This is a genomic window from Pseudocolwellia sp. G5-9 (assembly GCF_055808995.1).
This window is the reverse complement of record NZ_CM147893.1, coordinates 4,271,073-4,286,419: the sequence shown is the minus strand read 5'-3', so window position 1 is coordinate 4,286,419 and position 15,347 is coordinate 4,271,073. Positions and strand designations below refer to the sequence as shown.

Sequence of the window (15,347 nt, the reverse complement as noted above, 5' to 3'; positions counted from 1 at the left end):
TATAAATAACGAATTAAATTAGGAAGTAAAATGACAATAAAACTTGGCATAGTAATGGATCCTATTTCGCAGGTTAATGTGAAAAAAGATTCATCAATGGCGATGATGTTTGAAGCTCAAAAACGCGGTTACGAAATTTATTACATGGAAATGAATGACCTCTATCTAGACCGTGGTCAATGTCGCGCTTCAGCAAGCATAGTTAAAGTATATGATAACCCTGAGCACTGGTATGATTTAGAAGAAGCTAAAGATATTGCCGTAAGTGAACTAGACGCAGTATTGATGCGTAAAGATCCTCCGTTTGATACTGAGTTTATTTATGCTACTTACATGCTTGAAAGAGCTGAAGTTGAAGGTACACTTATTGTTAATAAGCCACAAAGTTTACGCGACTGTAACGAAAAACTATTTACCGCATGGTTTGCTGATTTAACGCCTAGAACCTTAGTTACCCGCAGCAGCAAGTTAATTCGTGATTTTCATCAAGAAGAAAAAGACATCATCATCAAGCCGCTTGACGGCATGGGCGGATCATCTATTTTCAGGATTGGTCCTAACGATCCTAACGTAGGTGTAATACTTGAAACACTCACTAACCACGGTAGCCAATATGCTATGGTGCAAGAATACATGCCGCAAATTACCGACGGCGACAAACGTATTCTTATTGTAAACGGTGAACCTATGCCTTACTGCTTAGCGCGTATTCCAGCACAAGGTGAAACTCGTGGTAATTTAGCCGCAGGCGGACGCGGTGAAGCTCGCCCACTAAGCCCAACAGATAAACTCATTGCAGATACGATTGGCCCTGAATTGAAGAAGCGCGGGTTATACTTTGTTGGTTTAGATGTAATAGGTGATAAAGTAACAGAAATAAACGTAACTAGCCCAACATGTATTCGAGAAATAGAAGCCGCTTACCCAATTAATATTAGTGGTAAATTAATGGATGCTATTGAAGAAAACATTCGAACTAAGTAACTTTAATAGAAAAAATAGCTCTACGCGACTAACAAAAAGATAAGTTAACACTATGATTAATTTTGAAAACCAACTCCTTATTGCAATGCCCGCATTAAACGATTCTTATTTTAATAGAAGCGTTATTTATGTATGCGAACACAATGATGAAGGCGCGATGGGGCTAATTATCAACTTGCCAATAAATATGACCTTAAACGAATTACTAGAACATATTGAGGCAGATGTTGAATCAAACCCTGTAATGAATCAAAAAGTCCTCACTGGCGGCCCAGTATCGACACAACGAGGCTTTGTATTACATAGCCCACAAAAAGGCTGGCAAAGCTCTTTAGCGCTAAGTAGCGACGTAATGATCACCACTTCTAAAGATATACTTATGGCTTTAGGGACTGAAAGTGCACCAGAAAAGTTTTTAGTCACTTTAGGTTATGCTGGCTGGAGCCCAGGGCAATTAGAAGAAGAAATAAAAGAAAACTCTTGGCTAACCATAGATGCCGATAACGATATTTTATTTAATACTCCTATTGAACAACGCTGGAAAAAAGCTACTGAAAAACTTGGTATAGATATCGCTCACCTTTCAAACGATGTAGGTCACGCATAAAAAATTGCGATAGCCTCCTTCACAAAATAACATACCCTTTGGAAATGAACATTTATGGCAAAGAACAACCCTATTGGTCAACGCACAGTTATTGGTTTTGACTTCGGCAAAAAATATATCGGTGTTGCTGTAGGACAAGAAATAACAGGAAGTGCAAGCCCACTAGGCAGTGTAAAAGCCAACGATGGAATTCCTAATTGGGATAATATTAATCAATATTTAAAAGAATGGCAGCCTGATTACATTGTAGTTGGCTTACCGCTAAATATGGATGGATCAGAGCAACAACTTACCCTTGATGCTAAAAAGTTTGGTAGACGAGTGTTTGGAAAATTTGGCATAACTGTTGAATATCAAGACGAACGTTTAACCACAGCAGATGCTAAAGAGCAGCTTTTTGCTCGAGGTGGCTATAAAAACCTTAAGAAAGATAATATCGATGCAGAATCAGCTAAGCTTATTATCGAAAGCTATTTTGAATCTATGTATGGGTAGTTCAAGTAAGTTACAGAAAATTTAATAAAAAAGGGATCTAAACGATCCCTTTGCTTTATTAGACAATCTACCTAAAAATCATCTTCAGGCTCTAATCCTGCTAAAGTTACGCCAGCAAGTGCACCTGATCCCCCTTGATCATTACTGCGTAATTTGATCATTAAGCGTAAATCATTTGGTGAATCGGCATGATGCAATGCATCAGCGTAGTTAATTTGTCCCGCTTGGTATAAATCAAATAATGCTTGGTCGAAAGTCTGCATACCTAATTCTTTAGACTTTTGCATCACCTCTTTAATACCACCTATATCACCTTTTTTGATAAGTTCAGCAATAAATGGCGAGTTTAATAATATTTCAATTGCCGCTACACGCCCATTACCATCGGTAGTAGGAATGAGTTGTTGTGCAATAATACCACGTAAGTTTAAAGCTAAATCAAAGAGTAACTTGCTATGTTGATCAGCAGGCACTAAATGCATAATACGGTCAATCGCTTGGTTAGCGTTGTTAGCATGCAGAGTTGCAATACATAAATGCCCTGTTTCAGCAAAACTTAACGCGTGCTCCATAGTTTCTCGGTTACGAATTTCACCAATCAAAATAACGTCAGGTGCTTGTCGTAATGAACTTTTAAGTGCAGCATCAAAGCTTTCTGTATCAAGCCCTACTTCACGCTGAGTTACCATACATTTTTGGTGTTCGTGAACAAATTCCACAGGATCTTCTATCGTTAAAATATGACCGTGAGAGTTTTTGTTACGATAGCCAATTAACGCCGCCATTGAAGTTGATTTACCTGTACCTGTACCACCAACAAATAGCACCAAGCCACGTTTAGACATAACCACATCTTTTAAAACAGACGGTAAACCTAAATCATCAGCTTCTGGTATATCGGTTACAATTCTACGTACAACCATACCTGCCATATCACGTTGCCAAAATGCTGATACACGGAAACGACCAATACTGTCGATAGAAATAGCAAAGTTACACTCTTTCTCTTCTTCAAATATGCGTTTGTTTTTATCTGTCATAGCATCGTGAACTAAGCCTAACGATTCAGCCGCCGTTAATACATGCTCATCAATAGGTACTAACTCACCATTAATTTTTGCACTAACAGGTAATTTAGCGGTAACAAACATATCAGACGCATCTGAAGCGACCATTTTTGATAATAATTGATTAAAATTCATTTAAACGCCCTAGTTCATTCGTTTAGTGATCACTCAGATTAATAACCTTGTGAAAATTGATTTTTGTCTGCCGCTTTTTCTCTTGCTGCTTCACGTGTAATTAATCCACGGCTCACTAAGTTTTGTAAACATTGATCCATGGTTTGCATGCCGTGCGACATACCCGTTTGAATTGCTGAATACATTTGCGCAATTTTATCTTCACGGATCAAGTTACGAATAGCAGGAACACCAATCATAATTTCATGAGCAGCTACTCGGCCACCGCCTACTTTTTTGATAAGAGTTTGTGAAATAACAGCGCGTAAAGATTCAGATAACATTGAACGCACCATAGATTTTTCTTCACCTGGAAATACATCAATAATACGGTCAATGGTTTTAGGTGCAGACGTTGTATGCAAGGTACCGAAAACTAAATGACCTGTTTCTGCTGCGGTCATGGCTAATCGAATAGTTTCTAAATCACGCATTTCACCAACAAGAATAACATCAGGATCTTCACGTAATGCAGAACGTAGTGCAGCTTCAAAACTTAAGGTATCGCGATGAACTTCACGTTGGTTAATCAAACACATTTTGTTTTCGTGTACGAATTCTATTGGATCTTCAATGGTAAGAATATGATCATGTTTGCTACCATTAATGTAGTCAACCATTGCCGCTAGCGTAGTAGACTTACCCGAACCAGTTGGCCCTGTAACTAATACTAAACCACGAGGCGTATCAGCAATATCTCGGAAAATATCAGGACAACCTAAATCATCTAAAGAAAGAATTTTACTTGGAATGGTACGAAATACAGCGGCAGGCCCACGGTTTTGGTGAAAAGCATTTACCCTGAAACGTGCTAAATTTGGCACTTCGAATGAAAAATCGACTTCTAGCTTTTCTTCGTAGTCTTTGCGTTGTTTGTCGTTCATAATATCATAAACTAACGCGTTAACGTCTGCGGCATCAAAGGCCGGTATATTTAGCTTTCTTACATCACCGTCAACACGAATTGAAGGTGGCGTACCCGTTGATAAATGTAAATCTGATGCATTATTTTCAACACTAAATGCAAGTAATTCGGTAATATCCATACAGACCTCTTAGCTATAAATAATTCGAAGCGTTGCTCGAATAATTAAATTAAATATTTGAAACAATTTATATGACACTCATTAAAGATAATATCGCTGCGATTGAAGCGCAAATTTCTCAAGCATGTAATCTATCAAACCGTAAGTCTCACGAAGTGACTTTACTTGCTGTAAGCAAAACTAAACCTAATGAACTCATTGAACAGGCTTATGAAGCAGGACAACGAGATTTTGGTGAAAGCTATGTACAAGAATCCGTAGAAAAAATAGCACAGCTCTCACATTTATCTGATATTTGTTGGCACTTTATAGGCCCTATTCAATCGAATAAAACCCGACAAATTGCCGAAAATTTCTCATGGGTTCATGGGGTCGACCGTATCAAAATAGCCAGCCGACTGAACGAACAGAGAAGTCATCAAGATACCCCACTAAACGTTTGTTTACAAATCAATATTAGTAATGAAAACAGTAAGTCGGGAGTATTAACAAACGATTTACCAGAGTTAGCTCAATTTGTTAACAATTGCGATAATTTAACCTTACGAGGCCTTATGGCAATACCTGAAAAAAATGCTTCAAGCGAAACGTTTGATGAAATGCAGCGACTTTTTTTAAACCTACAACAAACCTATCCTCAAATAGATACCTTATCAATGGGAATGTCTGATGATATGCAGCAAGCGATAATGTCTGGTTCAACCATGGTACGTGTAGGTACGGCAATATTTGGCGCTAGAGATAAATAGCCTCAGTTCAGGTTAACTACCTTAGCAGCCTTAACAATTTAAAATTAATAACAGGAACAGTAATGACAAAAATAGCATTTATTGGTGCAGGTAATATGAATGGTGCCATCATTGGCGGTTTAGTAAAAAACGGCATCGACCCTAAAAACATTATGGTCACCAATCCTTCACCGGCAAAACGTGAAGCACTTTCCAAGCAGTACAATATTTTAAATACCGCTGACAACCTTGAAGCCGTCGCTTTTGCCGACACGATTATTTTGGGTGTAAAACCTCACCTTATTGTTGAAGTATGTAAAAACATTGCAGATAACGTGAATATTGAAAATAAATGCTTTGTTTCAGTTGCCGCAGGATGTTTACTTAAAAATATTCAACAAGCTTTACAGGCAAACACAGCGATTGTGCGCACTATGCCAAATACGCCAGCTCAAGTTGGTTTAGGCATGACAGGTATATTCGCCAATGAATTTGTAACTACCGAACAAAAAGCCAATGTTGAAAAAATTATAGCTTGTACGGGTCAATACATTTGGCTTGAAAACGAAGCAGGTATAGATAAAGTAACCGCAGTTTCAGGTTCAGGCCCTGCTTATTTTTTCTTATTTATGGAAGCCATGGAACAACAAGCGAAAGCACTAGGTTTTTCCGCAGAAGAAAGTAGACTACTGGTACAACAAACCGCAATAGGCGCTGCAAGCATGGTAGTTAATAACCCTGAGGTTGAAATTGGCCAGCTTCGCACCAATGTTACCTCTAAAGGTGGCACTACGCAGGCAGCACTTCTACAATTTACTGAAGGTAAATTACCAGAACTTGTAGCAACAGCGATGAACGCCGCAATAACCAGAGCTCAAGAGCTTGCTAACTCATAACCATCAATTTATTTAAATGACTTTTACCGGAGAAATAAATGCAAGCAATTAACTTTTTACTCGACTTTGCATTCGACACAATACTCATGATTTTAATCGTGCGTGTTTGGTTACAACTTGTACGTGCCGACTTTTACAACCCACTTAGCCAATTTGTAGTAAAAGTAAGTAACCCATTAGTTATCCCTTTTCGTAAAATTATACCAGGGTTTGGTGGTGTAGACGTTGCGACAATCGTGTTAGCTTTTATCGTAGCATCATTAAAATTTGTTTTAATTCCTTTAATAAATGGCGCAGGTATTAATATTGTAACCGCTTTAATTTTAGGCGCGTTATATTTAATAAAACAAACAGGCGTTTTATTGTTTATCATCATGTTAATTATGGCGTTAATGAGTTGGGTGGTACAAGGTTATAATCCAACACAAGTTATCTTCCAGCAACTTACAGATCCGGTATTACGACCTATTCGTAACATAGTACCGGTTATCGGCGGCTTAGATTTATCAATATTAGCCGCATTTTTATTATTGAATGTTATTAATATATTACTATCAGGTTGGATCCCATACTGGGCAATGCTTTAACTTTTATTAACAAAAGTAGACTGGCGACATAAAGGTTAAATAATAATTTAACCTTCTGCTTTAGGAATCATTTATGAAAAAATTAATACAGCGCTTATCAATATTAATCATCACTTCAGTATTTATGCTTAATGCACATGCTGAAAACATGAAGAAATTAGAACATTTAGACGTGCATTACATGGCTTTTGGTGCCACGTTTTTAACACCTAAAATAGCTAAAGCTTATGGTATTGAACGTAGTCGATATAATGGTGTAATTAATATATCTGTTCTCGATAATAGTAAAGAAGGTAAACCCGCTAAACATGTGGTTATTACAGCTAAAGCTCGAAATGATCTAGGCCAAATTAAAACTTTAGAGTTTGAAGAAGTTACCGAAGGCGATGCAATTTACTATTTAGCTCAAGTCACCTACTCAGATGAAGAAACCTACTACTTTGATGTTACGATAAATGACGGCACAGGTAATAAGTCATTCAAGTTTAAACAAAAATTTTATGTAGATTAAAGGCTGATATCACAATAAAAAAGGAGAAATATATAACCTGTATATCTCTCCTTTTTTATTACATGTTTAAAAGTAGAATATTAAATTCTCGCTTTTTTTAACCCTAACTTTACCGTTAGTTTCTCACCAAACGCATTAATCACTAATCCAAATAACACCAAAGCACTCCCTACCCACTGTGTTGTAGAAATAGTTTCATTCAAGAAAAAAGCCGACGCAGTAATACCTACAATAGGCACACCTAAAGTTAAAGGGGCAACTTGTGCCGCTGGATATTGCCCAAGTAAATGGCTCCATAAGCTATAGCCAACAATTGATGCAGCAACAGCTAAATAAGCTAAAGACAAAAACGACACCCAATTAAAACCAATTAAGCTTTCAATAATTAAATCAGGCCCTTCAATAAAATAGCTTGATATAGCAAAAGGAATAACCGGTATCCAAGCCGACCATATGACTAAATCTACTCCGGGTTTAAACCCTCGTTTATTAATAACACGGTTAACAATATTACCTAGCGCCCAGCAAGACGCGCCCATGATAGTTAACATAAAGCCTATACCTGTCATTGTTGTATCTTCCCCCGTACTCGCTATAGTATACAGCCCTAAGCCAGCAACTAACATTGCTAATATTTGAGCAAACTTAACTTGCTCTTTTAATAACAACGCCGCAAAAATCAACGTAAATAATGCTTGCGATTGCAACACTAAAGACGCTAATCCCGCTGGCATCCCCAACGACATAGCACTAAACAAAAAAGCAAACTGACCAAAACTAATAACAAGCCCATAAGCGGCCAGCCATTTAAGCGGAATATTAGGTTTTTTAACAAATAAAAAGCCAACAGAAAATACTAAAGCAAAACGTAAAGCGCCCATTAATAATGGCGGTAATCCATCAAGACCCCAAGCAATAACTACAAAGTTAATGCCCCAAATAATAATAATGAGTAAACCTAATAGGGTGTCTTTAAATGACATGTCAGTCCTTATGAAAAGATGAAAAGGTGGAGCTAATTCAATACATGGTTAGGATTATATTGTATGATCCATGCAACTAAAAAACACTACACAGTTCAAAGGTAAAAGCATGTCTACAGTTGTTTTAGCAACAGGTAATCAGGGTAAAGTAAAAGAGCTTTCTAGTTTACTAGCACAACACACTATTGAGATAGTGCCTCAAAGTGATTTTAATGTACCTGAAGTACCTGAAACAGGTACAACATTTGTTGAAAACGCCATCATAAAAGCGCGTCATGCCGCCAAAATTACAGGTTTACCGGCTATTGCAGACGACTCTGGATTAGAAGTTGACGCATTAAATGGTGAACCCGGTGTATATTCAGCACGTTACGCAGGTGAAAATGCTACCGACAGCGACAACACCAACAAACTATTAAAAGCTTTATTAAACGTACCTACAGCTGAGCGCAGCGCACGTTTTCATTGTGTATTGGTATATATGGAACACGCTAACGATCCTACGCCTATTATTTGTCATGGTGTTTGGGAAGGTAGCATAATCACCGAAAAATTAGGTGAACAAGGTTTTGGTTACGATCCTGTTTTTTGGCAAGAAGATCATAAAATGACCTCGGCCCAACTTCCGCGTGAATTAAAAAATCAATTAAGCCACCGTGGAAAAGCACTTGCTATATTGGTAAAAGAGCTAGCAGCAAAGCACCAAGCCAAATAACTTAATCAATTTAATACCTATCAGGAAATTTCTCTGTGCTTAAAGCTCCACCGTTATCGTTATATATTCATATTCCATGGTGCGTACAAAAATGTCCGTACTGCGACTTCAATTCTCATGCACTAAAAAATGAAATTCCTGAAGCCGAATATGTAGAGCAACTCATACAAGATTTAGACGCCGACATAAAACGTTTTAGCTTAAGCGACAGACCACTGCACACCATATTTATTGGTGGTGGTACACCCAGCTTATTTTCAGCGCCAGCAATTAAATCAATGTTAGAGCAAGTGTTATCAAGATTTACACACGACGCAAACATTGAAATAACCTTAGAAGCCAACCCTGGCACAGTAGAAGCCGACAAGTTTATTGGCTTTTTTAACGCAGGGGTTTCACGCTTATCTATAGGTGTGCAAAGTTTTGAGTCAGACAAACTGATAAAACTGGGAAGAATACACGATAGCCAACAAGCTAAAAGTGCCGCAGAACTTGCCACAACTTGTGGCGTAAAAAGTTTTAATTTAGACCTAATGCACGGTTTACCTAATCAATCGTTAGACAACGCTTTAGACGACTTAAAAACCGCTATAGATTTAAATCCTACTCATTTATCTTGGTATCAATTAACCATTGAACCTAATACACCATTTCATTCAAAGCCCCCTACTTTACCGGCTGACGAAACTTTATGGGATATTCAAGACCAAGGCGTCAAACTGCTTGAAGATGCAGGTTACAAACAATACGAAATATCAGCGTACAGCAAACCAGAATACCAATGTAAACATAATCTTAACTATTGGCGATTTGGCGATTATTTAGGTATTGGCTGTGGCTCACACGGTAAAATTACTGATATCGAGCAGCAACAAATATTTCGCACCGTAAAAGTAAAGCACCCTAAAGGCTATTTAGATAAAGAGCGCGAACATTTAGACCACCTAAATCCGGTTGATAAAAGCGAACTGCCTTTCGAATACATGATGAATGTACTTAGATTGTGTGCAGAATTCAGCTTAGACGATTTTGAAGCTTATACCGGTTTAAACCGAAACACCGTATTACCTATACTAAACAATGCTCAGCAAAAAGGTTTAGTACAAAGCCCAAATGAAGACAGCACCACATGGCAAGTCACCTTACTTGGGCACCGTTATTTAAACGACCTACTTGAGATGTTTTTATGACAGCAAAAGTCACCCATAACAAGCAAGATCAACACGAACCTGACATCAAGTTTATGCAGCGCGCTTACGAGCTAGCACAACAGGCAGAGCAGATTAACGAAATTCCTGTAGGTGCTGTAGTTGTAGCCGACGGTAAAATTATTGGCGAAGGTTTTAATCAGTCAATCACCTTAAACGATCCGTCAGCCCATGCTGAAATGCTCGCCATAAAACAAGCAGGCCAAGCTCTACAAAACTACCGCTTAATTGACTGTACTTTGTACGTGACTCTTGAACCTTGCCCTATGTGTGCTGGTTTATTGGTACACAGCAGAATAAAACGCTTAGTCTTTGCAGCCAACGATCTAAAAACAGGTGCAGCTGGTAGCGCGTTTAACTTGGTAGATCATGAAAAGCATAATCATAAAATAGAAACCACAAAAGGCGTGTTAGCAGAACAATGCAGCGCCCTGCTGTCTGCTTTTTTTAAACGAAGACGTGCAGAGATAAAGGCGAAAAAGAAGCAAGATAAGATAGATAATGAAAATACCTAAAGCATATATTCCTACGCTTTTATCTGCTATACGAGACTCCGCTTTATATAATGAACAATTATTAAAAAGTGAGAAATTACGAGATCGTGATGATTATGAAGAACATTATGTTCATTTAACTCAATTTTTTGAATATTTAAAAGAAGAGTATCAAAACAATGAAGAGCAATATGACTTGAAATTAGAACAGATACTTCCTGAAGAAATGGCTAACAGGTCAATTGAACAAGACTAAAACAATTCACTACTAGAACTTTTGAAATTTAAGCAACCTGAACTCGGCTTAATAAATATTCTTCTAGCAGCTATTTTTACTGACTTCGGCGTTAAATTCACTTGCAATAGGGGAGTATTGACGCGTAAATTTGCCTTGAATTAAGTAAAAATATCAAGCTAGAAGCGGGATAAGATTTTAATTTTTCGATGAATTAAATACTTCTTAAACCGAACTCAGGTTAATTAACCTCAGCTCGGGATAAGCAAAGTTACTCAACAAGCTATTTTTACGCCTAACTTCGTTGAATTTATTACTAATAGCCAGCTATTAGATAGAAAAATTCGCCTTGTTATACACAAAAATATCAATGTTGAGAGACTAATATAGCTTAGGAAAATAATGGTGCGCATTAAGTTTTTGATAAATAACGATTTTAAATCATTCGCTAACATTCATTAACCCGAATTGAGGTTAAGTAAGAAAAAAGTTACATGTAAGGTTTGGATAAATCCGAAAACAATAAAACCCCTTAATAGTAAAGTTTAACAAAACCCAAACGATTAATTTTTATCGCTTGGGCATTATAATATTTAGCCATTTTCCGCTTTTGAGAACGCGACGATAAAATCATCGCTTTTGTTAAAGCGTCTGACAACATAGCTTGAGAAGAGAACACCGACATACTGCCTTTAAACTTAACGTGCTTCCCTGTTGAAGGCTGAATAATAGCTGACTTATTTTCTCGGTGATAATTACCTGATGTAGCTAACGCACTATTTTGCATTTTTACACTTCTTAATGCCGTACTACGTTTATTGTATTGCAGTGCAACTTCTTCATTTTTCCACTGGTTTATTGCTAGGTCGCCTCCTGCGTTAATACGACAATAAATGTGTGCAGGTACTTTACTTAACGCGCAATCAAGCGCATAACCTTTGGCTATTCCACCTAAGTCGATACATAAAGGTTTATCAATATGCACCACACTTTCATTACAACTCATATTACTGCTGTTACCAAAAGCTAAGGTGCAATTTTGGCTTGTTACATTTAACGATAAATGATTAGGCAATTGCTTATTTAAAATTAAACTAGGCGCAACGGTTACATCGTATAAACCACGGGTAAATTTATTTAGCTGAAGTGCAAAAGACAGTACTTTATTCAAATCTTTGGATATAGCGATTGATAAAGTTTGATTATTCGGATCAAACCGATTAGCTAAACTTAATGCTTGTCGATTTAAAAATGAGAGTTCGCTCGTTTCACTGTGGAAACTCAATGTATGATGAACTCGTTCAATTTCATTAAATATTACTTCAGACAATGCAGTAAGTTCATCGTCTGCGACTTCTCCCCTTAATTCTATGTCAACTAAGGTTCCAAGTAATGTTTTACGTTTTTCTAATTGATTTAGTGTCACAATAATTTAAGCACTTGCTTCCAGATTTCCTTTAATCGATTAATGCTATCAGTTACATCGCTGCACGATAGTGTAGCACCTGATATATTTTTAATCTGCTTATCTAGTTTCAAAAATTCACTACTGTTTTTCCATGAAATTATATACGCCATTTAGGGGGCATAATTTGACGACCATAGCTTTTCGGTAAGTGAGAGCTTCAACACCAATAATTAGCTTTTTGGTTATGCCATATTCGATTTCAGGATGAATACAGTGAAAGCTGTAATGGTCACATTTATTTTTGTCTAAACGAATAGTACCTGAAAGTTTGAATTCGTAGCTATCTTGTGGACGTGTATTTACAACCTTTGCCCCATAATTTTCACCAGCCCATGCTGATGTAGTCATTAAGCTAAACATTGCTAAAACAACCAACGCAAATAAAAATCATTATCATTACTGTATTAATGAACAGCTTGACCAATGTTAACAGTTAACAATATATTGTGTGTGTACATAATGTACAAAAAATTATATAAACTTTATTTATAGACTAAACAAGGAATTATTATGAAAAAAAGGACTGTTTTACTATCAGGAATAATGCTCGCTTCATTTTCTATTAATGCAGCAGATTGGGACACGATCCCACTACCAGTAGCAGCAGGCGATGGCAAAACGTGGGAGTTGCAAGGAAACTACTCTGATTCATTTGATTACACAGGAAAACCAAGTACTTTTACAGATAAATGGAATGATACTTACTTTAATGCTTGGACAGGTCCAGGGCTAACCTATTGGCAACAAGATTCATCTTGGGTTGCGGATGGTAACTTAATTATCAGTGCATCTCGTCGCACAGGTACAGATCAAGTTAATGCTGGTGTAGTTACATCTAAAACAAAAGTTAAATACCCTATTTTTTTAGAAGCTAATATCAAAGTGAGTAACCTAGAATTGTCATCTAACTTTTGGTTACTTAGTGAAAATGATGAACGTGAAATTGACGTATTGGAAGTTTATGGTGGCGCGAGAGAAACATGGTTTGCACAAAACATGTCGACCAATTTCCACGTATTTATGCGTGATGAACAAACTAATGAAATTATCAGCGACTTTAACGATCAAACTCATGTTACACCTACTTCAGGTACATACTGGAGAGAACAATTTCATCGTTTTGGTGTTTACTGGAAAAGTCCGACTGAGGTCACTTTTTACATAGATGGTCAGCAAACTGCAGATGGTTCATGGGCACAAGTAGTTATGACCGATAAAGACTACACAGGAGCAATACTAGATAAAAGCCAATACAATATGGATCAAGAAGCATTCATCATTATTGATACTGAAGATCATGCTTGGCGCTCTGCAGCTAACAATATAGCAACAGATGCAGATCTCGCTGACGAAAGTAAAAATAAAATGTATGTTGACTGGATCCGTGTCTATAAACCTGTTTCAGTTGGTGTTCCATCAGGTACTACTAGTATACAAGCCAAACACAGTACAAAATGTATAGATGTTACTAATGGTGCATTAAATAATGGTAGCCTATATCAACAATGGGGCTGTGATACGAGTAATGCTAACCAACAATTTACGTTGACTGATCTAGGTAATAGTGAATATGCAATTACCTCAAATCAAAGTGGCTTATGTGTTGAATTAAAAGACGGAAATACTGCCGATGGCGCAACAGTTCATCAATGGGTATGTAACCACAGTAATAACAACCAACGATGGAAACTAGCCGACAAAGGCGATGGATATTATGAAATTCGCTCTAAAGCAAGTGACAAGTGTTTAGATATAGCAGGTCAGCAAACCGTTAATGGCGCAGCACTTAATCAGTGGAACTGCTTTAATGGTGACAATCAGCGCTTTAAGTTTGTAAACTGATATTTAAATAAAGTACTTTATTTAAACATACCAACCTATTAGATATTTAATTAGGTATAAAGGCTCTTGAATTTATTCAAGAGCCTTTTCTTATACAGGTTCTATGACTCAATTAATCTATACCCATTTAAATAAATGAAAGCTAACAAATTTAAAGTATTTCTTTAACTACTTAACCTGAACTCGGTTTAAGAGATTCTTAACAAATTGAAATATAATAAAAATAGTTTTATTGAGCCTCTAGCTTGCTAGTTTTTCTTAATTCAAGGCAAATTTCGCGTCAATACTCCTCTATTGCAAGTAAATTTAACGCAGAAGTTAGGAAAAACAGCTACTAGAGAAGGATTTATTCAGGCGAGTTCAGGTTACTTATTATTCAAATTATTAACGTAAGTCAATTCATTAATGCGTTTGGTATAATTTGGAGCGTCTCTGTGTACTTAGCCACATAAAACTCCAACAAGATCCTGCATACTATAGATATAAAGCCTACGAGCAAGATAGGCTACAACTATTTATTTTGATGGAAGTGGTAAGTATTTTTTATAAATCTTGTCGTAAACATCTGTCGATTTTATTTCATCTAATGCAGCTTGCCAATTAGCAACTATATTATTTGGAGTTTCTTTTGAAAAAACCAGATATATGTCTGAATTATATAATTTGACGTTGGTGCGTTCGATATTCGCTTTTTCTTTTTCTGCTAAGCTATGTACTGTCAATTCACTCATAGGAACTAAATTCACCCTATCTTTTATTAACATTTTTATTGCATAAAATGGCTTTGTTGTAGGTACAATATTATTAAAGTTTTGAGCTTTTAAAAAGTTATGATCTGCATTTCCTAAATGTACACCAACTGAAAAAGACTCTTTAATTTCATCTAAGCTTGAAGGCATAATACTCGAGCCTTTTCTTTTATAGAAGTACACACCACTGGATATCAACGGTCCTACCCATTTTACCGTACCTTCCCTTTCAGGACGCCTGGCTACAATATACATTGCATAGTTAGGTTTATTTTGAACAGTCCATAAACCTCTTGCAAATGGGTATACTTTAATATCGTGATTATATTGAGTGATTTTCATCATCTCTTTAATGATTTCTGTGGTAAGTCCTTTTAGCTCACCATCTTCTAAATAAGAAAAAGGCTCTATTTGATGAGTTAAAAAAGTAATATTTTGGCTATAACTACAAGCATGAAAGAAAATAAAAAGAAAACCGTATAAAATACGCTGTAATTGAGTATTCATGAAATCTCCAAGCCTTTACTAGAGCTAATTAAAAATCAACTTACTATCGTT

The 15,347-nt window shown here is 36.7% G+C and carries 18 protein-coding genes; 12 read left to right on the top strand and 6 right to left on the bottom strand.

Annotated elements, in window-relative coordinates:
- Positions 1–30 precede the first annotated feature (30 nt).
- The 3 genes from gshB to ruvX are packed head-to-tail and all read left to right on the top strand — an operon-like array spanning position 31 to position 2,086.
- Positions 31–984, top strand: coding sequence for a glutathione synthase (gene gshB / locus AC0L5Q_RS18695; RefSeq protein ID WP_077338238.1), 954 nt, complete (start codon positions 31–33; stop codon positions 982–984).
- Positions 985–1,036: 52 nt separating this feature from the next.
- Positions 1,037–1,591 carry a YqgE/AlgH family protein gene (locus tag AC0L5Q_RS18690; protein WP_473613060.1) on the top strand — a complete coding sequence of 185 codons (555 nt, stop codon included), beginning with the start codon at positions 1,037–1,039 and terminating at the stop codon, positions 1,589–1,591.
- Positions 1,592–1,645: 54 nt separating this feature from the next.
- Positions 1,646–2,086, top strand: a complete 441-nt coding sequence (gene ruvX / locus AC0L5Q_RS18685) for a Holliday junction resolvase RuvX (RefSeq protein ID WP_473613059.1) — start codon at positions 1,646–1,648, stop codon at positions 2,084–2,086.
- A 71-nt stretch (positions 2,087–2,157) separates the two neighbouring features.
- Here the strand turns inward: ruvX and AC0L5Q_RS18680 are convergent, their stop codons facing one another.
- Complete coding sequence (locus AC0L5Q_RS18680; protein ID WP_473613058.1) at positions 2,158–3,288, bottom strand: PilT/PilU family type 4a pilus ATPase; 1,131 nt, start codon at positions 3,286–3,288, stop codon at positions 2,158–2,160.
- 38 nt (positions 3,289–3,326) lie between these two features.
- Positions 3,327–4,373 carry a type IV pilus twitching motility protein PilT gene (locus tag AC0L5Q_RS18675; protein WP_473613056.1) on the bottom strand — a complete coding sequence of 349 codons (1,047 nt, stop codon included), beginning with the start codon at positions 4,371–4,373 and terminating at the stop codon, positions 3,327–3,329.
- A 71-nt stretch (positions 4,374–4,444) separates the two neighbouring features.
- On the opposite strand from AC0L5Q_RS18675, the gene AC0L5Q_RS18670 reads away from it, so the two are divergent.
- From AC0L5Q_RS18670 to AC0L5Q_RS18655, 4 genes are all read left to right on the top strand, one after another.
- Positions 4,445–5,122, top strand: coding sequence for a YggS family pyridoxal phosphate-dependent enzyme (locus AC0L5Q_RS18670; RefSeq protein WP_473613052.1), 678 nt, complete (start codon positions 4,445–4,447; stop codon positions 5,120–5,122).
- Between the two features lie 62 nt (positions 5,123–5,184).
- Positions 5,185–5,997, top strand: coding sequence for a pyrroline-5-carboxylate reductase (gene proC / locus AC0L5Q_RS18665; RefSeq protein WP_473613048.1), 813 nt, complete (start codon positions 5,185–5,187; stop codon positions 5,995–5,997).
- Positions 5,998–6,035: 38 nt separating this feature from the next.
- Positions 6,036–6,584, top strand: coding sequence for a YggT family protein (locus AC0L5Q_RS18660; RefSeq protein WP_473613044.1), 549 nt, complete (start codon positions 6,036–6,038; stop codon positions 6,582–6,584).
- A 73-nt stretch (positions 6,585–6,657) separates the two neighbouring features.
- Positions 6,658–7,095 carry a DUF4426 domain-containing protein gene (locus AC0L5Q_RS18655; protein ID WP_473613040.1) on the top strand — a complete coding sequence of 146 codons (438 nt, stop codon included), beginning with the start codon at positions 6,658–6,660 and terminating at the stop codon, positions 7,093–7,095.
- 80 nt (positions 7,096–7,175) lie between these two features.
- On the opposite strand, the gene AC0L5Q_RS18650 is transcribed toward AC0L5Q_RS18655, so the two are convergent.
- Positions 7,176–8,078, bottom strand: a complete 903-nt coding sequence (locus tag AC0L5Q_RS18650) for an EamA family transporter (protein ID WP_473613036.1) — start codon at positions 8,076–8,078, stop codon at positions 7,176–7,178.
- A gap of 109 nt (positions 8,079–8,187) precedes the next feature.
- On the opposite strand from AC0L5Q_RS18650, the gene AC0L5Q_RS18645 reads away from it, so the two are divergent.
- From AC0L5Q_RS18645 to AC0L5Q_RS18630, 4 genes are read left to right on the top strand one after another with little or no spacing between them, the layout of a single operon-like run.
- On the top strand, positions 8,188–8,793 hold the full coding sequence (locus tag AC0L5Q_RS18645; RefSeq protein WP_473613031.1) for an XTP/dITP diphosphatase: 606 nt from the start codon (positions 8,188–8,190) through the stop codon (positions 8,791–8,793).
- Between the two features lie 35 nt (positions 8,794–8,828).
- A complete protein-coding gene (gene hemW, locus AC0L5Q_RS18640; protein WP_473613028.1) occupies positions 8,829–9,983 on the top strand; it encodes a radical SAM family heme chaperone HemW in 1,155 nt (384 codons plus the stop codon).
- Entirely contained in the window at positions 9,980–10,516 is a 537-nt protein-coding gene (gene tadA, locus AC0L5Q_RS18635) for a tRNA adenosine(34) deaminase TadA (RefSeq protein ID WP_473613024.1), read from the top strand. Before hemW ends, tadA begins: the two co-directional genes overlap by 4 nt.
- Positions 10,503–10,751 (top strand): hypothetical protein, encoded by a 249-nt coding sequence (locus tag AC0L5Q_RS18630; RefSeq protein ID WP_473613020.1) that lies wholly within the window; start codon positions 10,503–10,505, stop codon positions 10,749–10,751. Before tadA ends, AC0L5Q_RS18630 begins: the two co-directional genes overlap by 14 nt.
- A gap of 511 nt (positions 10,752–11,262) precedes the next feature.
- Here AC0L5Q_RS18630 and AC0L5Q_RS18625 read toward each other — a convergent pair.
- Together AC0L5Q_RS18625 and AC0L5Q_RS18620 are read right to left on the bottom strand one after the other, a co-directional pair.
- The gene (locus tag AC0L5Q_RS18625) at positions 11,263–12,156 is read right to left on the bottom strand and encodes an FAD:protein FMN transferase (RefSeq protein WP_473613017.1); all 894 of its coding nucleotides are present in this window, start codon (positions 12,154–12,156) and stop codon (positions 11,263–11,265) included.
- A 120-nt stretch (positions 12,157–12,276) separates the two neighbouring features.
- Positions 12,277–12,546 carry a hypothetical protein gene (locus AC0L5Q_RS18620; protein WP_473613013.1) on the bottom strand — a complete coding sequence of 90 codons (270 nt, stop codon included), beginning with the start codon at positions 12,544–12,546 and terminating at the stop codon, positions 12,277–12,279.
- A gap of 162 nt (positions 12,547–12,708) precedes the next feature.
- Between AC0L5Q_RS18620 and AC0L5Q_RS18615 the strand changes: the two genes are divergently transcribed.
- Complete coding sequence (locus tag AC0L5Q_RS18615; protein ID WP_473613009.1) at positions 12,709–14,040, top strand: RICIN domain-containing protein; 1,332 nt, start codon at positions 12,709–12,711, stop codon at positions 14,038–14,040.
- Between the two features lie 515 nt (positions 14,041–14,555).
- On the opposite strand, the gene AC0L5Q_RS18610 is transcribed toward AC0L5Q_RS18615, so the two are convergent.
- A complete protein-coding gene (locus AC0L5Q_RS18610; RefSeq protein WP_473613006.1) occupies positions 14,556–15,296 on the bottom strand; it encodes a substrate-binding periplasmic protein in 741 nt (246 codons plus the stop codon).
- Positions 15,297–15,347: the final 51 nt, after the last annotated feature.